We start from the raw sequence: 22144 nt of genomic DNA, 5'->3' as shown, positions 1-22144 counted from the left end.
TTCGAGGGCTTGGCGGGATTTTCACCTGCTTGCAGGAGGCGGATCGAGGCCGGTTTGCGACCTGCTCCCTTCTGGTAAGCGAAGTGGGTTGAACAGGGCAGCCGAACCTCCAGAGCGGGAGTTGTTCCCTAATGGGTCAGCGGCGCGCCAAGTACGGCGGAGGCCTTCCCATCTAGCTATGTCCGTCTGGCGCTCGGGGTCATTCGATCGCCAGTCGTTCAGCCAGAAGTCGAACCAGTCTACGCTGCGCTTATAAACGGCAAGACGATGGGCCGGCTGCCATTTGACATGGGTTTCGTCAGGAAAGACGAAGAGATCGACCGGCAGCCCGACTTCTTTCATGGCGGTATAGGCCCCCATCGCGGATCGAAATTCGCTGTCGGCCATTTGCATCAATACCGGAAACTTCAACTTCCGGACATTTGCTACCCACGAAAGGTTTGCCCAAAAGTTGGGTGCCGCATCCGAAAGCGATGGCCAGCCCGTTTCCCGATATTGGCGCGCTATGCCGGGGCCCAGGAGTGCCAGTTGCGCCGGCTCCCAACAGCAATTGCTCATTGCTGCCGCGGAAAATATACTGCTGTGGAGTCCCGCAAATTGTACGCTCGACGCGCCATCGCTGACTCCCGTGACGCCGACACGCTGCGGATCAACAAGACCGCTGGCGATCAGCTTGTGGACGGCAATCTCGGTAGCGGATAGCACATTGCGTCTATCAACGAGATCGACGAGATCAGCCTTGTCGAGGTCGGCATAACTCTGGGCATTCGAAGGCGCTGCGGGGGACTGGGGCCGCTCTATATTCAGAACGGCATACCCTCGATTCGCGAACAATTGTACGGGATATTCGTCGCCCGTACCCCCGCGCAGAAAGCCGCGCGATGTATATTGAACCACAATTAGAGGGTATCGTTTTCCCTCCCTGTAACCGACCGGCAGAACGACATCTCCAAAACATTCGACACCAAACATGCTTTTCCAGTGAAGTCGGATTGCCTTGCCGAGCGATACACGTCGAAACTGTGGATTCGGATCGAATATCGGCCTTTCGCTCCCGCGGCTTAGGTCGATTGCAACAAGTTTTCTGGGTGCGGTCGATCCCTCTTTCAGACAGAGCAGGCGGGCTTGTGCAGTTTGGCAATCAAGGAGGAGGCCGGTAGTCTGATAGACTTTTTTCGGCAAACGGCTCCCAAGCTTCCACATATAAATGGCGGTGAGTTCTTGTCCCCAGCCTTCGCGGCGGAGATAGATCACCCGTCGACCATCATTCGACCAACCGATGATGCCTGTAATGCCCTGACAGGAAGCCGCCTTGCAGTCCTGCCGAACCCCATGCTCGTCTTCAGCAGCCAGATCCAGCGGGCGAGGAAAACGATCACTTTCCTGCCTGAACGTCCAGGCACGACGGCCATCTACTGACGTCGAAATGTCGACGGCTCCCGACCGCACAGAATCTGGATGCTCCGAAAATAAGGCGATCTCGGCTGGCTCCGCCGGCCGAGAAGCCCCGGTCGCAACGTCGATCGTCGCATAATCCGATTTTATCGGCGGTGCAGGGTAGGGCTCGCTGCTGCTATTGGGAGAGAAGCGATCATCAAATATATATCCGGTTTTGCCTTCAATCCTGATCTTGTCTCGGACAACGCGAAGCGGACCGTCAGTGGCCACAACGAGGTTCGTGCCGTCCTCGTCGATCCTGAAGTCGACGATGTCATTTGCCATATGGCTGAGCTGAACGCTGGCTGACCCGTCGGCGAAGGCGCGCCAAACCTGCGTCGAACCAACCACCCGCTTCAGGAACGCGAAAGAGCGGCTGTCACGAAACCAACGTGGCATAATGACTTGGGGCAAACCTGTCGGGACGTCTGCTCTTCCAAGGAGTTGATCGAAGCGAAAGCGAATGAACTCGCCCCCTTGGTCAACGACGACAGGCCGGACATGCTTGTCCGGCGTCAGGCTCATGACTAGCATGGCAATGCAATAGCCATTAGCGGCCGGATTGGCGCGTCTGACCTGAAACGCGACTTGTGCCTGGTCAGGTGACACCGAGACTGTCAGCTGTCCCGGGAAGACAGCGGTTGAGCCGATATCGCGCAACTCGACCAAATCCTCCGCCCGGAACGCTTTCGTCGGCTTGGTAATGGCTTGTGAGGGCGGGGCGGGCGTGATGTCACATGGTCTTTCCGCGACGCTCGGTGAGACCGAGGCCGTGGCGAGACCAATGCTCGCGAGTGCAAATGACAGCATTACCAGCGCTTCGTGAGCTTTAGACTGACCACCCGTCCAACAACCGGATAATTTGTCGCATCATAGGGAGGCGCTGCGGCTGATGAATTTCGGATCGTCGCGGGCTTCGTGTTGAACAAATCCGTGACGGCGAGAGTCACTCCCACGCCGGAGAGAGGGCCTTGATCGTCGCCGGAATGAAGCTGTCCAATCAGGTCGAAGCTCGTGAAGGATCCGACGCGGACGAAAGGCTGAAAGCGGTCGTCGAGAGTGCCCCCTATATAATTGGCAGTTCCTGTCACGCTCAGTTGATCGTGGATCCAGGACGCGCTGATACTCCCACGCCAGTGCGGTGGGTCGAAAATTGTTCCGGCCCTTTGAAGCGCCGGTTGCCCCGCGCTCAGCTTTCGATCGCTCTCCAGATATGTGGCGTTGCCGGTCAGTTCCAGCCGGTCTTGTGGGCCGATGTTGCCACTGTAGCCGATGGCTAGGTCCACGCCCTTGATGTGCTGGCTTGCTGCATTCTGGAGCCGGTTGTCAGCGATCGCACCGACCGCGGCCGGATTGAAGGGTTGGCCTGTTTGGTTCGTCAGACCAAGCGGCAGATTTGCTATTGCCTGGTTTACCTGCGTCGCCGCCGGCGAATAAAGGATCAGAGCATTGTAGATTGGGTTTCCAAACACGCCATCGCCATCGCCCAGCGGTTCGACGACCCTGTCGCGATAATGGGTTTCGAAATAGGAGGCTTCGATCCGCAAGCCTTCAATGAAGCTCGGTTTGTACGTTATCGTCGTGTTCCAGCTGGTCGCGCGCTCCGGGGCGAGGCCTGGAATCGCACCGCCCAGAAACAGCACGGGCACGCCACCAGGCGCCTCGGGCACGAAGAAATCCGCCGGCAAGAGATCGCCGGTGGGCGTTCGGCTCGCCTGCGCCAGCGTGGGCGCCTTGAACGACCGTCCCCACGTGGCGCTTATGTCAAGGTCGCGAACCGGAGAGTAGCGGAGGCCGATCTTGGGCGTCGCTGTTCCGCCTACATGAGCGTAATCTTCGTATCGGAGGGCGGCCGTTAGCTTCAACAGCCTAATGAGCGGCAGCTGATTATTCTCGCCGACAAGCGGCAGCGAGAGCTCACCATAGCCAAAGACTACATCCTGCTGCGAGACATAGCTGGTGGGTGTGGTCGTTATGGCGCCGCGCGTGGATCGGATATTGGTGTTGAGTGTATTGCCCCGATATCCTGCGCCGACAGCGAGCTGTACTTCGCCAGCCGGCAAGGAAAATAGCGGGCCGTCGGCGCCAATTTCTGCCGTGCGCAGATCGTTGATATAGGAAATTTGATTTCGAATGGTTTCGCGGCCCTGTGAATAGCTGCTCACGAGCGCGCCTGCATCACTTGAGCCGATGACACCCGAAAGTTGAGCCTGCCAACCACCGTCCAGGCGAAGGCGAAGGTGAGGGGCTACAGAATAGGACTGCGTCTTTCGGCGACCATAGTTGCCGCTGAACTGATAGCCAGACGTCGTGAGAAAGGCGAAGGCAGAAGTTGCTTTGCGGCGACTGAATTGCCCATCGATCTCGAAGATCAGACGGTCGGTGATGTCCTGATGGCCGGCGACGACCGCTGAGATCTGATCGAGGGGGGGATAAATGATACCAGTCGGGAATAGCTTGGCCGTTGTCTCGCGTTGGCCGGCCCTGATTGCCGTCGATTTGTTGTAATCTCCGGCAATCATGAAGCCACCGCCGGTCCACCGGTCTCCTGCCACGATCGAATATTGTTGTTGCTCGGCACCGCCGTCCGTGGCGGCGCCAAAGCGGATCGACGTCTCGACGCCCTTAAAATCTCGGCGCAGTATGATATTGGCAACGCCGCCGACGGCGTCCGAACCATAGAGCGCCGATGAGCCGTCGGCGATGACGTCGATTCGTTCGACTGCGGCCAGGGGGATGGCGGAAATATCAACGCCCTGGCCGATCGCGTCGTAGGCAACTCTGTGCCCGTTCAGGAGCGTCAGCGTTGCGTCCGCTCCGATGCCGCGCAGGTTCATTGTCGATGAGGTACTGAAATTTTCGGACCCCTCCTGGAGGCTTCCGACCACTCCAGGATTTTGACCCCCGGTGAAATTTTGGGGAATGCTGCGAGCATATGAGCCAAGATCGGTTATGCCGCGCGCCGAAATCTGGTCTCGCGACCGAGAGACGAGCGGCGATGTCGTGTCGCCGCCCCTGATGTGCGAACCGGTAACGACGATATCTTCTTGGTCCGTCGGGCGATAGTTTACCTCGCCCGACGCCTCCGATCGCCCCCGGATGAGAATGACGTCCTTTCGGAATTCGGCGGTGAGGTCGCTGCCCTCCAGCAACGTCCGGACTGCGTCGTCAGCATTGTAGGTTCCGCGGAGGCGGGGAGCATGTTTGCCCTTGACCGCCTCCGCACTGAAGATAATTTCGCGACCCGAAAGACGACTGATGGTTCTTAGTGCGGCGCCAAGATCTCCAGCCTTGACGTTATATTCCTGCCGTTCGCCATTCTGTGCGCTGGCCGGCGCGGCGATCGCCGATGCACTAATCGCCACCGCCGCAAGCAGCCGAATCCGAACCCCGTTCCGCACTAACCCCATGATTTCCCCCATGCCAATCTCGCCATTTTGGCGAGGCTTTCTGGGTGCATCGCAGCAACGCTGCAAACTACGGGGTCACTATTGCAATATTTTCTTCACATTGTTGATCGGGACCGGAGGAGAATCTCATTTTGGTGGGTGCGGTCGATTTCGAGATCGAACAGGGTTGCGAGCCGGTCGGCCGTCAGTTCAGGGTTATCGACCCGGAAACGACCCGAGACCTTGAGCGCTCCTACCGCTGGATCGGCGACGCGGATCGGGATTGCAGAACCCCGATTGGCCTCGGCGATCACCTCGGACAAGGGTGCCATGTCGAACTCTTTGGCCGCCGGAATATCTGGTAGCGAAGCGACAGCGACGGCATCGCGAACCCTCGTCGCCGAGGCTAGATCAGGGAGCCTGCTGTCCCCGAAGCTTAGTTCTTCCCCAGGCGCTAGGCGCGTGATGGCCTGCTTGCCTCTGTCCGCGTCGTCCGCCTGGCTGGGGCGCACGACATCCACCTCGCCGCGCAGCAGTCGTACCGTCACGCCGCTGTCCGGGTTGATGATGACGTCGAAGATCGTTCCCCTTGCTGTCACGCTTCCTCCACCAGCAAGGACGACGAAGGGCCTGGTTTCATGGGCGACCTCGAAACGCGCCCGCCCGCGCTCAAGGCGCAGCGCGCGCCGCTGGCTGTCGAATACCGTCGAAACAACGCTTTCGGCGTCCAGGGTGACTGTCGAGCCGTCGTCCAGCCTGAAGCTGCGGCGCACACTGCCCACCGTCGAGAGCCGTTGGCCGTCGGGCGCCGCTGCCGGATCCACCGAAGCGATCTCGGGGGTTCTACCAAACGTCCTCAAGAGGGAGTCCTGTCCGACCCAAGCACCGAGCCCAACGACCATCAGGAAACCGGCCAGCAGCGCAAATCCGCGCCAGCGCGAACGTGTCGGAGAGCCATCATTGTCATCGCTGTCGGCCGCCGCATTAGGCGATTCGGCCAGAAATTTCCCGAGGGCAAAAATCTCCCCGGCGCGATTATAGGCGCCAAGATGGACGGCCCCGAGGGCGAGCCAGGCGTCAAAATCCGCGCGATACTGTTCAGCGTCCGGGCCGCGCATGCGCGCGAACCAGAAGGAGGCCTCTTCGAGCAACTGATCCTGCCGGGGCGCATCGCCCGGTATCTCATTTTCACCCATCGGTGTTGATGCTCTTGCTGATCCGGATGATTGCCTGAGCCACGTGCCATTCCACTGTGCGGATACTAATACCAAGCCTCTCGGCGATCTGCTTATATTCCAGTTCCTCCGCGCGGTGTAGCATATAGACCTCACGCGTTTTCGGCGGGAGAGTATCGACGGCAGCGCGGTAACGCTCGCGCATCTGGTTTATCTCGGCCGCCGCATCGGGTCCAAGCGACTCTGGACCGATCGCCACATCCAATATGGCATGCGATCGTGCCCTGGCCCATCGCCGTACCCTGTCCGCGAGGAGGTGCCGGACAATTCCCTGCAGGTACGCGCCGGGGTTCTGCGACGCCGCACCCGATTTGGATTCAGCAAGACGGGTGAAGGCCTCCTGGACGATATCGTTGCGGTCGTCTTCGATCCAGATTTTGCGCTTGAGAAGCCGTTTGAGGCGCGGAGCCTCGGAGCGATAGACCGCCTCGAGCTGCTTGCGATCGATACCCTCCGGCTCGGTGCTCTGACCGCCGCCATCATCCGGCTCCGGCATTGCGTCAAGCACAGGACCACGAGGGCGCAGAGCGAAGCGCGCCGGTGAGCGTGTCAGGAAATTCAGTCACGACGGATCCGTCCAGGCGGGCCGGCCTACTTAAGTCCAATGCGCGCGCCCAACCGTCATGGATCGGCGCATTTTATGCCTGGTAGGTTTATCCTGCAGACGGCTTCCAGCCTATTTCCGCGCTGCACCCAAAATGTGCATTAACTCCATATCGGATGCAAGAGGACGACGTCACGAAATTGCCTTTGAAAGGGACGGGGCCGTTGCCACCCATGATTCATGGCGGACACTCCTTCAGTTCGGGCTTCGCAAGTATGTCGAGAAGGCCATCGAAATAGGCGTCGAGCAACGCGGTTCCCTCGGGCGATAGGTCGACATTGATCCGGCGCTGATCACGCGGATCGGGTGTCCGGACGAGCAGATTACGCTCGATCATTCGGTGGATCATCCGCAACGCAGTCCGGGCCGGCGCCTTCGATGCGCCGCAAAGGCTGGTCAACGATCTGGGCCGGCGATCCTCGCGCGCATACAGATCAAACAGCATGTTGAGAGCCGGCATCGAAAACAGGTCGCTGCCAAATCGGTTGCCGAGGAGGCAGTGCGCGCGAACTGCAAGGCTGATCATCACGCACCGGTCGAGCGTTGCCATGACGCTGGGTAGGGCGCCGCTCATGGGTCACCTCCGATCCGCCAGCCGCAGCCCGGCCGGCAATGTTCCAGCATAAAATTGCTCGATCAGCGCTTCCTGTTCCGGCCTCAGTGCATCGACAGCGCCAAGGGAGCCAGCGGCCTTCTCGTCGAGCAGTGTCGAGGGACAGCGCCCTTCGAACGTGCCGAGATTGGGCCGATGGGCCCGATAGCCCGCAAGCGCGGCGAGGCGGGCAGGGAACGCGCGCGCGACCTCGGGGGGATAAGCCAGCCACGGCAATTCATAAGGCTTGAGCCAGCCCAGGCTGTAGCTCACGATCATGCCGCGTCGCGAAATCGCCGTTCGGTTCGCGCCGCCACCATGCAGCGTGGAGCCCAGAAACAGGAGGGCGGCCCCCGGATCAAGCTCGGCCGGGATCGCTTCTACAGGATCGATGAGGATCTCGTCCTGTCGCAGATGGCTCCCCGGCCAAATGCGCGTGGCGCCATTGGCTTCGGTGTACGGCGTGAACGGCCACATCACATTGACCAGATATTCGACCCCGGGCGCCCGCACCGGCCACATATCCTGGTCCCGGTGCGGGGGCTGGACACGACCGCCGGGCAGGATTTCGATCGCCTGGGTGAGGTTGAGCTGGATGCTGTCGCAGCCGGCCCCCAGGATGCTCTCGACGATCTCCAGCACGAGCGCGTGACGAACGAACGCGTCCATGTGGGGTGATCGCCGCAGCAAACCATGAAAGCGCTTGGTCCATTCGCCGTAAAATGGTCCCGACGCATGTGGCGTCCTGGCGAAATCGTCCGCAAGATCGGTGGCGAGAACGTCGACCGCGGCAGGCGAGATCGCATCGGGGATGATGCAATAGCCATCAGCGGACAGCGCTTCCACCCATGTTGCGACGGCAATGTCCCTTGGGTCAGGGATGGGCTCCATGAGCATGGTTGCCTCCCTACGCCGCAAGCGGCGTTGCGACGCCGCCGAGTTGAAGGGTAACCGAGGCATAGGTGCCGGCTTGGCGGAGCTGCTCAATTGTCCGTCCGGAGATATGGATTTGCAACGCGCCCGTCGTGGAGTCGGCAATCATCCGGGGCTCTCCGAGCGGCTCGCAGTGCCAACCCAGCGTCAGGATCTGGGTCAGCCATCCTGAATCCGCGACGCAGACGAAGCGCGTGATGCCATGCAGCAGCGCATATTGCACTGCGGCCGTCGTAAGGCGGTTCCGAACACGCAGCCGTTCCGCCGCGCGCAGGCGCGGCGAAAGGCAGCCGCGGGTGATCTCCCAGATATCGGCTCCGGACGGAGGCGGCCCATCGCACAGATGTGGAAAGATCGAGCCCAGCAGATGCGGCCGGTCGGTCGGCAGCAGGCGGATCGATCCGAAATGCTCACCGTCCTCTGCCGCGCTGATCAGATAGACGGCATCCTCGCCGTCGAACTGATCGATCTCGAATTGCCCGTCGACGACTGGAACTTCCCATTGGCGCATATCGACGAACACGCGCTTGCGGTCCCGGTGCATATTGTCGAGTATAGCCGAGGCGCCTGGGCGGGCATGGCCCGCGAAATATTGAATCATGGAGCTTCTCCCGCTGGTTAGCGGAAGAACAGCTCAACCAAAGGCGCCTCGGTTGCGACCCGCTGATCAGGGGGTTGTCAGCGTCCAAACACTTCCGAAAAGGAGATCTGACCATCGAACAACGCCCGCGCGATCAGGAGCGGGCGTTGCGCGTTGCCATAGGCGCGGCGGACATTCTCGACATGTTCATGCGCGGTCGCCGCCGAGATTCCGAGGAGAACACCGATTTCCGGATCTCCTTTTCCGCGTGCGACCAGAACGAGCGAGTCGCGCTGGCGTTCGGTCAACTGGGGCAGCGCGTCCAGACCCTGGGGAATTCCGCGGCGCGTTCGCATGATGCGGCGCGCCGCTTCGAACGCATAAGTCCCGATCATGTTGGCGATCGGCAGTGCGTTGGGGCGAAGCCGTTCCAACGAGTCCCCGCCGAAGGAACAGGTGCCGCGATACTCTCCAGGAACATGCACAGGAATTGTATAGCCTTCGCTGAGACCATAGGGGCGGGCTGCATCGAGGATGATCTTCTGCTTCTGGGTGAGCCGGATCATCGTCGGCACATCGGACCAGAGAAAGCCCATCGCGGTCCGGGTGCTCGCCAAATGGACGGGATCGTAGACGAAATAACCTTCGCCGAGCGATCGTTCGATCCATGCGGGATGATAGTTGGTGATACGAATGGCGTCCTGTGGAGGCCCTGAGAGGTCGACATGATGCCCCATGGCGAACTGTCGAAATCCAAGATCAAAGGCACATTGTTCCAAATGGAGATGTAACTGATCCTCCATCTGCACGCTCAGGAAGCCGTTGATCATCTTCTTGAAGTTAAACTGGTCCACCATCTGCTCGCTCCAAAGTTGAGAGGCTCAGCATCTTCCTTTGGTGGCGGGCTTCTTGTAACATTTTGCGCAGAAATTGCGGCTTTCCGCCATAATCGCCATTTCGGATCGAATTGCGCGCGGCGGTCTAACGGCCGTCGTGTCGCGCTGCAGGAATGTGAGCGGGACCGGAGAAGGGAAGGGGGATCGGGCTGTTGGTCAGTCTCTAGCTCAGTGGACCCAGCCCCATGTCGAATTCAGCACGTAATCTTGAACTCGAGGCCGCGGCGTCCGAGCTCGTCAAAAGGCTTGGCGGCGTCTGGCGTCCCAATGGCGGGATGTGCTGCTGCCCTGCCCATGCCGACCGGACGCCCAGTCTGTCGGTACGCATTGGCGATCGGAGCCTGTTGTTCAAATGTTTCGCCGGTTGCTCGGGCGTCGACATCATTCGAGCGGTCCGGCGAATGAAGCTGGATGTTCCCGTGGAGCATAATGTGGGACCGCTCGCGTCGTCGCATTACGACACAGATATGGCCGAGCGTGCTCGTACGATCTGGAATCAAGCCAGCCCCATCGCTGATACGCCTGCAGCCGCCTATCTTGCTGCTCGGGGTATTGTGCATCTGTCACCGGCGTTGCGTTTCCACCCGCGCACGCCGCTTGGGCGAGGACGGTCGGTTCGCTTTCGGCCAGCATTGATAGCGGCCGTCCGCGAGCAATCGCGGATCGTGGCGGTCCAGAGAAACTTTCTCGATCGCGCCAATGCCGGACTTGCAGCCGATCTTCCCAAGCCCAAGCTGACATTGGGGCGACCGCTTGCAGGCGCCGTTCAGTTATACCGGCCGGGCAATTGCCTCGGCATCGCTGAGGGGATCGAGACCGCGGAATCCGCGGCGCTTCTGCTGGGTATCCCGGTCTGGGCGGCTCTTGGCAGTGAACGACTGGCCCGTATCGCGATCCCCGATTTCGTCGAGCGCCTCATTCTCCTGCCCGACAATGATCTCGCCGGCCGCCTGGCCGAGCGACAGGCCCAGCTCGCCTATGCGCGCGCCGGTCGCGAGATCGTGACCCATTGGCCCTGGTATCGGTTGAACGATTGGAACCGCGTGCTGCTGCGGGAGGGGAAGGAGGTGGGTGATCGGGTGCGGTTAGCGGCCTGATGGTCAGGTGGCTCCGCCATTGGAGTGAACCCCATGACGAACCCGAACATCATCTACGTGCGGGCCCTGGACTGCACCAAATCGCCTCACAATGTCCGCACCCAAAGCGATGCGGATGCGGATGCCGAACTGGAAGCCAATATCGGCGAGAGCGGCATCGTCCTTCAGAACCTGATTGGCGTCGCCGTGCCGCGCAAGAAGGGCCATTACAGCATCTTCGGTGGCGGTCGCCGGCTCGACCGTATTCACAGCCTCATCGCCAAGGGCATTTTCGGCGAGGATTTCATGGTCCCGGTCCTTCCGGTGAAGAATGCCCGCGACGCCATCGAGATGAGCATGGCCGAAAACTACTTCAATCTCGCCATGAATCCGGCTGACGAATGCCGGGGCTTCCAGGCTATCATCGAGCGCGAAAAGAAGACGCCCGTCGACGTTGCCAAGCGCTTCGGCAAAACCGAGCGTTTCGTACTCGGCAGGCTGCGCCTTGCAGGCTTGGCGGAACCGGTCTTCGAGGCGCTGCGCACAAGCGAGATCACGCTGGAAGTCGCCACGGCCTATGCCAGCACCTCCGACACCGAGCGGCAGGCGAAGGTGTTCGAGCAGATGGCAACCAGCTATCACCGGCATAATGTGAACGAGATCCGGCGGCATCTCGCCAGCGGCTCGTACAATGGCGGTGATCCCAAGGCACTGCTCGTCGGCCGCGAAGCCTATGTCGCGGCGGGCGGTCACATCGACAGCGACCTCTTCTCCAACACCATCACAGAGATCTGGCGCGACGGCGACCTGGTCGACCGTCTCGCCGCCGAGGCGCTCGCGACGGCAGCGGAAGCGATCCGCGACCGTGAAGGGTTTGCCGAAGTCCGCACGATCCCGGCAACGACCATTCCCTATTCGGAGACCTTCCAGCTCGCGCGTCTCGTCGGCGAGCCTGCCCCGCTCGCACCCGAGGCCGAGGTTCGCAAGGCGGAGATCGAAACGGAGATCGCCGAAATCGAAAGGCAAGCCGAGGAAGCCGACGGTTATACCGAGGAACAGTCCGATCGGGTCGAGGCGCTCGAGGAAGAGATCGGCGCGATCATCGATACGCAGGAGGTCATTACGGAAACGCAGAAAGCCTCGGCGATCGCCTATGTCATGATCGGCAAGGACGGCCAGCCCTGCATCTACGAGCAGCTCTATGTCGCGGTTTCGGAAGACCCCGACGAGGAGGATGAAGACGAAGACATCGGTGACGACGAGGATGCGGCCGAGCATGACGGGGAGGACGCAGAGTCACCCGCGACCGAGCGCTACAGCCAGAAGCTCAAGGACGAACTGGCGATGATGAAAACCGAGCTGCTCGCGCTTCATATCGCCAATGACCCGCACTTCGCACTTGATCTCGGCACCTTCATCATGGTCGATGATGCCTGCCGCGCGGGCTATTACGGGATGCCTAGCGAACTTCGGGCAAGGTCGCCGAGCCCGCGCGTCTCCGGCTTTACCAGCGACACTCCGGCCGCACAGGCCTGGGCGAAGCTCGACGAAGCGCTCGATCGGAGCTGGATCAACTATAGGGAGATCCATGAGCGCTATGATGCCTTCTGCGCGCTCGATGACGGCGCCCGCGCGGCCTGGCTCGGTTGGGCGGTTGCCCGGACGCTCCATGCCGTTCCCGACGGCATGACCGGCGGCAGCTTCCTCAATCATCTGGGGGCCAAGCTTCGCATCGATGTCGCGGCCTGGTGGCGTCCGACCGCGCGCAACTTCTTCGATCGCATCACCAAGCCTGCGATCCTGAAGCTGTTCGAGGCCATTGGCGGCAACGAACTGAAGAGCCGCTATGCGGCATCGCGCAAGTTCGATCTTGCCGCATCGTCCGAAAAGTTGTTCGCCGGCCAGATCATCGCCGAGGCGGAGGTCAAGGAGCGGGCGATCGCCTGGCTTCCCGGACCGATGCGGTTTGCCACGGAGGATGCGGAGGCCGACGAGACCCTGTTCGGAGATGCGCCGATGATGGCGAACGATCAGGACCTGGGCGACGCCGAGCAGATGCAGGACGACAAACCGGTCATACTGCCCGAGGCGGCCTGATCGAAACGAGGAAATCGGGGTCGCGGCATAGGCTGTGGCCCCGATTTTCCCGTGTCGCCATGTCGATAGAGATCGTCATCGGCTTGCCCCATCTGAACGAGGGTCCCATCCTCACCCGGGCGCGACGCCTGCAGCAGCCCATGCTGATATCCGCCAATGCCCTATCTTCCTGGTCCAGCCGACGCGGTTGGCGCGAATGGACCGGATGGCGGCTCGGGCAACTCGCCAATGCTTATGGCCTTGCCGCGCTCGACCTCGACAGCGCCGGATTCGTGGCAATGGCCTGCTACCGCGGCTTCCCCTGGAGCGTGGACGACTATTTTCATCTCGCCAGCGCCTTTCCGTTCCGGCGCATTGCGAGTCTCGATTATTGCACCGAAACGGAAGTCGCCGCCGATCGCGAGGAGGTTCTCGACCGCATCTCGCGGACGATCCGCGCTAACCGGGACTGCCGCGAGCGTGCCGCCGATTTGGGGTTACTCGATCGCCTGATGCCTGTGATCCAAGGACGGCGCCCGAGCGATTATGAGCGCTGTATCGACGCGCTTTGGCTGTCGATTCAGCCGGGAACGGTCATCGGCGTGGGTAGCATGTGCCGCCGCGAGATCGCCGGACCTGAAGGCCTCATTGCCGTCGTCGAGCATCTCGACCGCATTCTGCCAGCCGGTGTCACCCTTCACGCTTTCGGCGTCAAAGGGTCGGCACTGCCTTATCTTGCCCCATTTTCCGGGCGGATCGCGTCGATCGACAGCCAGGCCTATGGCATCGCAGCACGACGGGATGCCTATCGGCGCCGGATGTCCAAGTCGGACGCGCTGGTCGCCGAGCATATGGAACGATGGACGCATCAGCAGCTCGCCCGCCTCACCGAACCTCCCCGTCGCCTTCGACACCAAGCTGCCAGATCCTGTTCGAGCTTTCCCGCGAACGCTTGGGAGGCGGCCATTCGGCACGCCCGAGCGGAGATTCGCGACCTGATCGAAAGCGGAGACCTCGATCATGACGAAATCACCGATGCGTGGATCGAGCAATGGGCGGCAGACATCTACCGCGCGCCGTTCGGGGATCGGGGATCGGGGAGGGAAGGGGGAAGCGGCGGGGTGAGGGCCAGGGGCTCTCGATCATTTGCTGGAGAACCGCCCATGACCTATCCGCTCTTCGCCGCGCCTGCCGCGGTGTCCGAACCGTGCGCCAAGGCAATCTCGCTCCTCGACATCGCCAGGCTCCTCACGGGCCGTCTCGCCAAGGGGACAAGCGTCTCCCGCCAGACGCTCAAAGCCATGATGCGCGAGCGCTTCGGCGGTTCGGACGCCTGGGGCGATTGGTCGATGCGTGACGCCTATGAGGCGCTCGAGGCCGCCCAGGTGCTGCTCGCCCTCGATCCCGCGATTGGCCTTATCGACTATGACAACCCTGTCGCCGCGACCGCCGCACGCGACCGCCTTTCCCGATTGCTGCCGACCCAGAGTTATCGCAGCGAGCGCCAGGTCGACCTGCAGCAATTCTCCACGCCGTTGCATCTGGCGTGGCTCGCCGCCCATGCTGCCCGGATCACCGACGCTGATACGGTGCTTGAACCGTCGGCCGGCACCGGCATGCTCGCCGTTCATGCGCGGCAGCTTGGCGCCCAACTGATCCTCAACGAGCGCGACCCGCTGCGCGCCGATCTTCTGGCACTGACCCTCGACCAGCAGGTCAGCCGCCACGATGCCGAATTCATCCATGACATGCTCGATCCCGCCGATCGCCCCAACGTCGTGCTGATCAATCCTCCCTTCTCACGCAGCGAGGGCCGAGGCCGGGATCGTCATGCCGGCGCGCGTCATCTTCGTTCCGCCTTGTTGCGCCTTGCCGACGGCGGTCGCTGCGTCGCGATCATGTCGCCTGCCTCTGCCCGCGATGGCACGGGATCGCAGGGCTATGACGCCGTCACGTCGCTTGTCCCAGCGCGGTTCGAGATCACGATCAACGGGCAGCCCTATGCCAAGCATGGCACCGCGATCTCGATCAGGCTGGTGATCTTCGACAAGGGCTGGATCGGCGAAACCGAATGTCACGTCGTCGCCGATCTGCGCGGCGCGCTGCCGATCGTCCTCAACGTGCCGCCGCGCCTGGATGCCGGCGAACCGCCACTGCCGCCCGTGGCGGTCGAGCAGTTCGGGCCGGCCAGACCGTTACTGGCAGCCCCGGCGCGCGCCGGCAGCCTGTTTGCGCGCGTTGAGCCACTCCGGCCTATAACGCCACCTCCAGCGCCGATGATCGCCGGTGAGCCGGAACTTCTTGCCTACGAAGCGCTGGCCACGCCGCCGGCCGCCGGTGAGCAGATCGGCATCTATGTCCCCTGGCGGCTCGCCCGCATGGCTTTCACCGACGCTAATCCCCATCCTGACCAACTTGTCGAATCCGTGGCAATGTCGTCGATCCTGCCGCCGCTGCCATCCTATCGGCCGATGCTGCCGCCGCGTGCTGTGTCGGCGCTGTCGGAAGCCCAACTCGAGACCGTGATCTATGCCGGGCAGGCCTTCGCCCGCGATCTGCCCGGCCGCTTCGTGCCCAACCAGGCCGGCACCCTCCTCACGCCCGACACCGACGGCCACATCTATCGGCTCGGCTTCATGGTCGGTGACGGAACCGGGGTCGGGAAAGGCCAGCAGATCGCCGCCTGCATTCTTGATCGCTGGTGCCGCGGCCAGCGCCGCGCGATCTGGATTTCCAAGAGCAGCGCGCTGCTCGAAGACGCGCGACGCGACTGGAGCGCGCTCGGCGGCATGGCGATCGACATCCAGCCGCTTGATGCCTTCGCGTTCGGTACGCCGATCACGATGGACAGCGGCATCCTGTTCCTGACCTTCGCGACGCTCCGCTCTCAGCGCGACGACGCACAATCCCGCCTGCAACAGCTTCTCGCCTGGCTTGGCGAGGATTTCGACGGGGTCATTGCTATCGACGAGGCCCATGAACTCGCCAATGCCGCCGGCACCGACACACAATATGGCACCCAGAAAGGCTCCGAACAGGGGCTGGCAGGTGTGCGGCTGCAGAACCTGCTGCCGCGCGCCTGTATCCTCTATAACAGTGCCACCGGCGCCACCGATCCCGCCAATCTTTGTTATACGAGCCGGCTAGGTTTGTGGGGGCAGGGCTCTGCCTTCGACACCCGCGAAGCGTTCATGACGGCGATCGGCAGCGGCGGGATCGCGGCCATGGAGATTGTCGCGCGCGACCTGAAGGCGCTTGGCCTCTATACGGCACGCGCACTTACCTTCTGCGGCGTCGAATATGATCCCCTCGAACACAAGCTCACGCACGATCAGATTGCCGTCTATGATGCCTATGCCGACGCTTGGGCGGTTTTATGGCGAGCTGCGCATAAGATCGCTTATCGCGAGGAAGCGGTAATGCGGAGGAGCGCGGCGTAACCGGCGAATTCCCATGATAGTGTGCGCAGTTGCTGCGCATTATATTGGTTGCGAACCTCGGCGGTCCCTGGACCAGCTGAGGAGGCAATCATGTTGAAGTTGCATGACGAGTTGATCACCGAACTCTCGAATTCGCTCACCACACAGAATTACAATCCCGTGGTCGTGGCGAACCACCGTCTCTACGCCCGCGCGTTTCTCGATTATCTGGCCGAGTGCGATATACAGGTCGAGACTGTGACGCCGCAGCAGGTCGATCAGTATTTTGGCTATGCGGTTCAGGATTTTGAGATCCAGTACGGTCGGCCTCCCAGTGCGCGTTGGCACATGTTGCCCCGCACCGCGATCGCCAAGCTCCTCCGGCTTGCTCAAGGCAATTGGCCCCCGGACGCAGAAATGATCGGTCCCGATGACGAGCATCGACATGAAATTTGCCGCGAATACGAGGCATGGCTGCGCGAGGAGCGCGGTTTGGCAAGCGCGTCCATTGCGGCGCTGATGTGGGAGGCGCGAAACTTCCTGCGATGGCAGTTCGACCGGGCCGGTGCCGCCAGCCTCGAAACGTTGAGCATCGTGGACATCGATCTCTACATGGACATGCGCGCGCCTGGTTTACGGCGCAAATCATTGGCCGATGTCGCTGAGCGTCTCCGTTCGGTGGTTCGCCATCTGCATCGGACGGGTCGCATCCCGACCGATCTGACGCCACACATCATCGGCCCCATGCTCTATGCCTACGAAGATGTGCCGTCGACGCTGGAAAGGAGCCAAATCGCCGCGGTTCTGGCGACAACGCAGGAGGACAGATCGCCACGCGGACTACGCGATTATGCGATACTTCAGCTGCTTGCCACGTATGGGCTGCGCGAAGGTGAGATATGCCGCCTTCGGCTCGATGACGTGGACTGGCGCGCAGAATCCCTCCGGATCTGCCACACCAAGACCAACGCGTACTCGTACATGCCGCTAATGGTGACTGTTGGTGAAGCGCTGCTGGATTATCTGCGCCTTGGGCGGCCCCAGGTTGAAGTGCGGGAAATCTTCGTCCGATCCTGCGCACCCTATATCGCAATGACGAACCTGTACGGCATGATCCGCGGTCGGTTGGCCGCCGCAGGCGTAGTGCCAGCAGGAAAGCGGGGGCCGCATGTCTTCCGCCACGCACGTGCGGTCGAAATGCTGCGGGCATCGGTCCCGCAAAAGATCATCGGCGACGTGCTCGGGCATCGATCCACCGAATCCACCAATACTTATCTCAAACTGGCAACAGATGATCTCCGAGCCGTGGCACTCGAGGTGCCTGGAATGGAGGTGCTGTCATGAGCGCCTGGCACGATCCCGATCGCACCGTCGTCGACGCCTTCCTGGTAAAATCGCAGTTCCGGCCGGGAAGCGTACCGACATATCGCTGGTTCCTTTGCACCTTCGAAGATGTTGCCCGCCGGCATCCGGCGGTGGACCGGCAGATGCTCGACGCCTGGCTGAAGGAGATGCAAAAACGTTGGCGATTGTCGACGCTGCTCAATCAGGTCTGCATTGTCGACCGCTTCCTCGACCACCTCGTCGAAATCGGGCTGATCGCCGACAACCCTGTTGCTGCACTTCGCCGTCGGTACAACGTCAAGCAAAGCAAGCCGATCTGGCGGGCCTTGGCTTCCCCGAATCCCGACGAATCCTTGGCCGCGTTACGACGGCCTGCGCCCTTCGGCAGCGTGCTGGGTGACTTCATGCAAGACCATGTCATGCTGATGCGCAGCCGGGGATATCAATATGAAGCGCAGGCTCACTGGCTGCTGCGGTTCGATCGGTTCCTTCAGGCCCGTCCCGACCTCGCGGAGCAACCACTTGAGGCAATGATTGCGAGCTGGGCGGCTGCCAAGCCGACCCGCAACCACGCGGCTGAATGCCAGAAGCTGGCGCGCATCCTGACCAAGGCGCGGTTCCGCCTCGATCCGACTATCCCGCCAAAGCGCTTCAATCCCCGGCCAGAGCGGGAAGTAGCGCGGGAGCATCGGCAACCGCATATCTTCAGCCCGGCTGACGTTCGGCGTATGCTCGATACCGCACGGACTTATCCGTCGCCGGACGCTCCGCTGCGGCCGTTGACCCTCTACACCATGATCATGCTGGCCTATTGTGCCGGGCTACGGCGAAGCGAGCTGGCATGGCTCGATCTTGGTGACGTGGACCTGCAATCAAGCACGATCACGATCCGGGAAACGAAGTTCTACAAGACCAGGATCTTGCCTCTATCCGACAGTGTCGCGGTCGAACTGCGCGCGTACATCGATGCGAGGCGGCGCGCTGGCGGCCCACAGAACCCGAAATCAGGGCTGTTCTGGCATGCCCACTTAAATGACCGCTACAGGCCCGAGGCGGTTACGACAATGATTACCAACGTCATGCGCCGTGCTGGGCTCAAGCCCGCTTCGGGCCGGACCGGGCCGCGGGTCCATGACCTTCGTCACTCGATGGTGGTGAACCGCATCCTCCAGTGGTACCGGTCCGGCATTAACCCTCAGGAAAAACTGCACTTCCTCTCGACCTACATGGGGCACCGGGATCTCCACTCCACGCTGGTCTACATCACCGTCACGCAGGATCTGTTGCAGGAAGCCAGTGAACGGTTCCGCGCGCTCGGCGCCCCGTGCCTTGTCACGGAGGCGCGGCCATGAGGAAAGGCAATCCATTGCCCGCGTTGTTGCGGGCGTTCTTCCAGGAGTGGCTGGCCGAGCAGCGCAGCGCGTCAATCCACACGATCCGCTCTTATCGCGACACCTGGCGGCTGCTGCTTCGGTTCGTCGCGGAGCGAAAAGGCTGCGGGGTCGCGCGGCTGACGCTCACCGACGTCTCGGCCGGCGAGGTGCGCGCGTTCCTTCATCATACCGAGCATGGCCGCAAGACCACGATCGGCACGCGGAACTGCCGACTGGCCGCCATCCGCAGCTTCTTCAGCTTCGTGGCGGACAAGAATCCGGAATACATCGCGCAGTGCTCAGAGGTCCTGGCTGTTCCGTTGAAGCGGGAGCCCACCTCCGCGCCGTGCTACCTCGAGCCCGAGGAGGTCGAGGCCATCCTCGCCCAGCCCAACCGATCGACACTCGAAGGGCTGCGCGACCATGTACTGCTCTCGTTCCTCTATAACAGTGGCGCGCGAATCCAAGAGGCGCTTGACCTCTGTCCCGAAGCAATCCGGTTCGATGCACCGAACTTCGTGCGTCTTTACGGCAAGGGGCGCAAGGAACGCATCTGCCCGCTCTGGCCAGAAACCGTGGCATTGCTCAGGAAGCTACTGGAGCGACAGCCGCGTGCGCCCGATGAGCGGATCTTCGTCAATCGATACGGTGAACCGCTAGGGGCGTCAGGGGTGCGGTTCAAGCTCAACGCCTACGTGGAACAAGCCGCGAAATCGACGCTGACCCTCCAGTCAAAACACGTTACGCCTCACAGCTTCCGGCACGCGACCGCCGTCCACCTCGTTGCCGCCGGGGTCGATATCACCGTCATCCGCAGTTGGCTCGGGCACGTCAGTCTCGATACGACCAATCACTATGCTCAGGCCAATCTGGAGACCAAACGAAAGGCGCTGGAACAGGTTGGCGCCCCGGCGGCGAGCAACGTGCCACCTTCGTGGAAGCGAGATGCCAATCTGATGGGATGGCTCGACACCCTATAGAATAATGTGAAGGACGTGGCGAAATGTTCCGCAGCTTTGCAGGACTACGCCGCGTTCCTCCGCATTACCGCTTCCTCGCGATAAGCGCTGATCCACCAGAATCTCGACACCGTCCTCGAAGCGACGAACATCGTCGACGGCATGAACGGACGGGCGCTCAATGCCCAGGCCAAGGGCTCGGCGTTGTCCCGGTTCGAAAGTGCTAAGCAGCGGTTTTTCGGCCAGTTACTGATTGCCATGAAGCTGCCGACCGTCATTGGTGCGATCGAGGCGGATGTTGCTGAAGGGCGCCATGCCATCGTCCAGTTGGTCACCACGGCCGAGGCGATGCTGGACCGTCGTCTGGCGGGCCTCTCCGCCGACGAGCGCGCGCAACTCGATATCGAACTATCCCCGCGCGAATATATGATCGACTATCTGAAATCCGCTTTCCCCACGCGGATGATGCGCGTCTTCAAGGGCTCCGATGGCGAACCCCGTTCCGAGTTGATGGTCGATGAGGATGGCTACCCTGTCCATAGTCAGGTCGCCCTCCAGGCGCGTGACGACCTGATCGAGCGCCTATGTGCCATGCCGGCCATCCCCGCCGCGCTCGACGAACTGATCCGTCACTTCGGCACCGACGCAGTCGCCGAGGTGACTGGCCGGACGCGGCGCCTGGTGATCGACGGCAGCGGGCGACAGCAGGTCGAACGCCGGACCGCGCGCAGTAATATTGTCGAATCCGACGCCTTCATGTCCGGCCGCAAGGCGATCCTTGCCTTCTCGGATGCCGGTGGGACGGGGCGCAGCTATCACGCCGATCGCAACTGTCCGACGGCCGACCGCCGCCGCGTCCATTATCTGCTCGAACCGGGTTGGCGCGCCTCCAGCGCAATCCAGGGTCTGGGGCGATCCAACCGAACCAACCAGCTCAGCGCGCCGATCTTCCGCCCGGTGACGACAGACTGCCGGGGCGAACGGCGCTTCATCAGCACGATCGCCCGACGCCTCGACAGTCTTGGCGCGCTCACCCGGGGGCAGCGGCAGACCGGGGGCCAGAACCTTTTCGATCCGGCGGACAATCTTGAGAGCGATTATGCGAGAGATGCTTTAAGCCAATGGTATCGCTTGCTCTATCTGGGGAAACTCACCAGCGTCACACTCGACGATTTTTCGCTTATGACCGGACTCAAGCTCGTCGATCAGAATGGCGGCGGCCTGCTCGAAACTTTGCCCCCGATACAACGCTGGCTCAACCGGCTGCTGGCGCTGCGGATCGGCACCCAAAATGCGATCTTCGAGGAGTATATGGCGCTGATCCAGGCCCGCATCGATGCCGCGCGCGATGCTGGGACCCTCGATGTCGGCGTCGAGACGATCAAGGCTGAGCGGATCGTGCCGCTCGAAGAGCAGATCCTTCGCCGCGATCCGGTGACCGGCGCCGAGACCAGGCTCTGCCGTATCGAGCTTCATCATCGGCGCCGCGCGACTGCCTTTGAACGTCTCATGGAGACTTGGTCCGGGGCGAAGGAAATCGCGTTCCTGAAAAATGGCCGCTCGGGCCGGATCGCGCTACGGGTGCCTTCCTGGTCGATCCTCGACAATGACGGGCAATCCATTCAGGTCTGGGAGCTGATCCGTCCCGTCGGCTCCGAGCGCATTCGTCAGTCAGCGCTCGCAGAGAGCCATTGGCGCGAGATCGACATGGCCGGCTTTCGCACTGCTTGGGAGGCGGAATGCGCGGACATCGCCACGCGGATCGACGTCGAGACCATCAACATCGCCACGGGGCTGCTCTTGCCAGTCTGGAACCGGTTGCCCGATGACGATGTCCGTGTCTGGCGGATCTCCGATGCCCAGGGCAATTCGATGTTGGGCAGGATCGTCTCGCCCGCTGGTTTCGAGAAGCTTGCACAGGCGTTCGGCGTGACCATGGCTATCGCCCTGTCGCCGACCGAAATCGTCGCAGCGGCCCGCGGCAGCGACGGCGTCGCAATCCCCGAACTTCCGGGCGCACGCCTTCAGCGTTCCTATGTCAACGATGAGGCGCGGCTGGAGATCAAAAGCTTCCCGCCCGCTAAACGCGAATGGTTGAAGTCGCTCGGCTGCTTCACCGAGATCATCGCCTACAAGACGCGCCTGTTCGTTCCGACCAATCGTGCCGAGGATATCCTCGTGGCAATTTCCGCAAACGCCACTCCCTGAATAGCGGGCTGACAGACGCCCGA

15 protein-coding genes are annotated in these 22144 nt (G+C 61.8%); 7 read left to right on the top strand and 8 right to left on the bottom strand.

What is annotated here, in order from left to right:
• Positions 1-21: 21 nt before the first annotated feature.
• The 8 genes from NUH86_RS07880 to NUH86_RS07845 all read right to left on the bottom strand — a co-directional run bounded on the left by NUH86_RS07880 (position 22) and on the right by NUH86_RS07845 (position 9627).
• On the bottom strand, positions 22-2247 hold the full coding sequence (locus NUH86_RS07880; RefSeq protein WP_267251909.1) for an Atxe2 family lasso peptide isopeptidase: 2226 nt from the start codon (positions 2245-2247) through the stop codon (positions 22-24).
• The gene (locus tag NUH86_RS07875) at positions 2247-4859 is read right to left on the bottom strand and encodes a TonB-dependent receptor domain-containing protein (RefSeq protein ID WP_267251908.1); all 2613 of its coding nucleotides are present in this window, start codon (positions 4857-4859) and stop codon (positions 2247-2249) included. Before NUH86_RS07875 ends, NUH86_RS07880 begins: the two co-directional genes overlap by 1 nt.
• 83 nt (positions 4860-4942) lie before the next feature.
• Positions 4943-6022, bottom strand: coding sequence for a FecR family protein (locus NUH86_RS07870; protein ID WP_267251907.1), 1080 nt, complete (start codon positions 6020-6022; stop codon positions 4943-4945).
• A complete protein-coding gene (locus tag NUH86_RS07865) occupies positions 6015-6557 on the bottom strand; it encodes an RNA polymerase sigma factor (protein WP_267251906.1) in 543 nt (180 codons plus the stop codon). Before NUH86_RS07865 ends, NUH86_RS07870 begins: the two co-directional genes overlap by 8 nt.
• A gap of 286 nt (positions 6558-6843) precedes the next feature.
• Positions 6844-7239 carry a MarR family winged helix-turn-helix transcriptional regulator gene (locus NUH86_RS07860; RefSeq protein WP_188064323.1) on the bottom strand — a complete coding sequence of 132 codons (396 nt, stop codon included), beginning with the start codon at positions 7237-7239 and terminating at the stop codon, positions 6844-6846.
• 3 nt (positions 7240-7242) lie between these two features.
• A complete protein-coding gene (locus NUH86_RS07855) occupies positions 7243-8154 on the bottom strand; it encodes a phytanoyl-CoA dioxygenase family protein (protein WP_267251905.1) in 912 nt (303 codons plus the stop codon).
• A gap of 10 nt (positions 8155-8164) precedes the next feature.
• Positions 8165-8791: an acyl-homoserine-lactone synthase gene (locus tag NUH86_RS07850; RefSeq protein ID WP_267251904.1), complete on the bottom strand. Its 627-nt coding sequence runs from the start codon at positions 8789-8791 to the stop codon at positions 8165-8167.
• A 77-nt stretch (positions 8792-8868) separates the two neighbouring features.
• On the bottom strand, positions 8869-9627 hold the full coding sequence (locus NUH86_RS07845; protein ID WP_267251903.1) for a helix-turn-helix transcriptional regulator: 759 nt from the start codon (positions 9625-9627) through the stop codon (positions 8869-8871).
• Between the two features lie 224 nt (positions 9628-9851).
• On the opposite strand from NUH86_RS07845, the gene NUH86_RS07840 reads away from it, so the two are divergent.
• From NUH86_RS07840 to NUH86_RS07810, 7 genes are all read left to right on the top strand, one after another.
• Positions 9852-10763, top strand: coding sequence for a toprim domain-containing protein (locus NUH86_RS07840; protein ID WP_267251902.1), 912 nt, complete (start codon positions 9852-9854; stop codon positions 10761-10763).
• Between the two features lie 33 nt (positions 10764-10796).
• On the top strand, positions 10797-12839 hold the full coding sequence (locus tag NUH86_RS07835) for a ParB/RepB/Spo0J family partition protein (protein ID WP_267251901.1): 2043 nt from the start codon (positions 10797-10799) through the stop codon (positions 12837-12839).
• 140 nt (positions 12840-12979) lie between these two features.
• Entirely contained in the window at positions 12980-16258 is a 3279-nt protein-coding gene (locus tag NUH86_RS07830) for a strawberry notch-like NTP hydrolase domain-containing protein (protein ID WP_267251900.1), read from the top strand.
• A gap of 90 nt (positions 16259-16348) precedes the next feature.
• Entirely contained in the window at positions 16349-17581 is a 1233-nt protein-coding gene (locus NUH86_RS07825) for a site-specific integrase (protein ID WP_007015824.1), read from the top strand.
• A complete protein-coding gene (locus NUH86_RS07820) occupies positions 17578-18933 on the top strand; it encodes a tyrosine-type recombinase/integrase (RefSeq protein WP_009823940.1) in 1356 nt (451 codons plus the stop codon). The genes NUH86_RS07825 and NUH86_RS07820 overlap by 4 nt, the downstream gene beginning before the upstream one ends.
• Positions 18930-19934: a site-specific integrase gene (locus NUH86_RS07815; RefSeq protein WP_009823939.1), complete on the top strand. Its 1005-nt coding sequence runs from the start codon at positions 18930-18932 to the stop codon at positions 19932-19934. Before NUH86_RS07820 ends, NUH86_RS07815 begins: the two co-directional genes overlap by 4 nt.
• Before the next feature lie 141 nt (positions 19935-20075).
• The gene (locus tag NUH86_RS07810) at positions 20076-22121 is read left to right on the top strand and encodes a strawberry notch C-terminal domain-containing protein (RefSeq protein ID WP_323749009.1); all 2046 of its coding nucleotides are present in this window, start codon (positions 20076-20078) and stop codon (positions 22119-22121) included.
• The last annotated feature ends 23 nt before the right edge of the window (positions 22122-22144 follow it).

This window comes from Sphingobium sp. JS3065, from assembly GCF_026427355.1.
In the GTDB taxonomy this organism is placed as follows: domain Bacteria; phylum Pseudomonadota; class Alphaproteobacteria; order Sphingomonadales; family Sphingomonadaceae; genus Sphingobium.
The sequence above is the reverse complement of the archived record's forward strand: the minus strand, read 5'-3'. Positions and strand labels throughout refer to the sequence as shown.

Bases quoted from the DNA above. Each gene is read 5' to 3' on its own strand.
- NUH86_RS07880 (WP_267251909.1), bottom strand. From the start codon at position 2,247: ATGCTGTCATTTGCACTCGCGAGCATTGGTCTCGCCACGGCCTCGGTC.
- NUH86_RS07875 (WP_267251908.1), bottom strand. From the start codon at position 4,859: ATGGGGGAAATCATGGGGTTAGTGCGGAACGGGGTTCGGATTCGGCTG.
- NUH86_RS07870 (WP_267251907.1), bottom strand. From the start codon at position 6,022: ATGGGTGAAAATGAGATACCGGGCGATGCGCCCCGGCAGGATCAGTTG.
- NUH86_RS07865 (WP_267251906.1), bottom strand. From the start codon at position 6,557: ATGCCGGAGCCGGATGATGGCGGCGGTCAGAGCACCGAGCCGGAGGGT.
- NUH86_RS07860 (WP_188064323.1), bottom strand. From the start codon at position 7,239: ATGAGCGGCGCCCTACCCAGCGTCATGGCAACGCTCGACCGGTGCGTG.
- NUH86_RS07855 (WP_267251905.1), bottom strand. From the start codon at position 8,154: ATGCTCATGGAGCCCATCCCTGACCCAAGGGACATTGCCGTCGCAACA.
- NUH86_RS07850 (WP_267251904.1), bottom strand. From the start codon at position 8,791: ATGATTCAATATTTCGCGGGCCATGCCCGCCCAGGCGCCTCGGCTATA.
- NUH86_RS07845 (WP_267251903.1), bottom strand. From the start codon at position 9,627: ATGGTGGACCAGTTTAACTTCAAGAAGATGATCAACGGCTTCCTGAGC.
- NUH86_RS07840 (WP_267251902.1), top strand. From the start codon at position 9,852: ATGTCGAATTCAGCACGTAATCTTGAACTCGAGGCCGCGGCGTCCGAG.
- NUH86_RS07835 (WP_267251901.1), top strand. From the start codon at position 10,797: ATGACGAACCCGAACATCATCTACGTGCGGGCCCTGGACTGCACCAAA.
- NUH86_RS07830 (WP_267251900.1), top strand. From the start codon at position 12,980: ATGCTGATATCCGCCAATGCCCTATCTTCCTGGTCCAGCCGACGCGGT.
- NUH86_RS07825 (WP_007015824.1), top strand. From the start codon at position 16,349: ATGTTGAAGTTGCATGACGAGTTGATCACCGAACTCTCGAATTCGCTC.
- NUH86_RS07820 (WP_009823940.1), top strand. From the start codon at position 17,578: ATGAGCGCCTGGCACGATCCCGATCGCACCGTCGTCGACGCCTTCCTG.
- NUH86_RS07815 (WP_009823939.1), top strand. From the start codon at position 18,930: ATGAGGAAAGGCAATCCATTGCCCGCGTTGTTGCGGGCGTTCTTCCAG.
- NUH86_RS07810 (WP_323749009.1), top strand. From the start codon at position 20,076: ATGAACGGACGGGCGCTCAATGCCCAGGCCAAGGGCTCGGCGTTGTCC.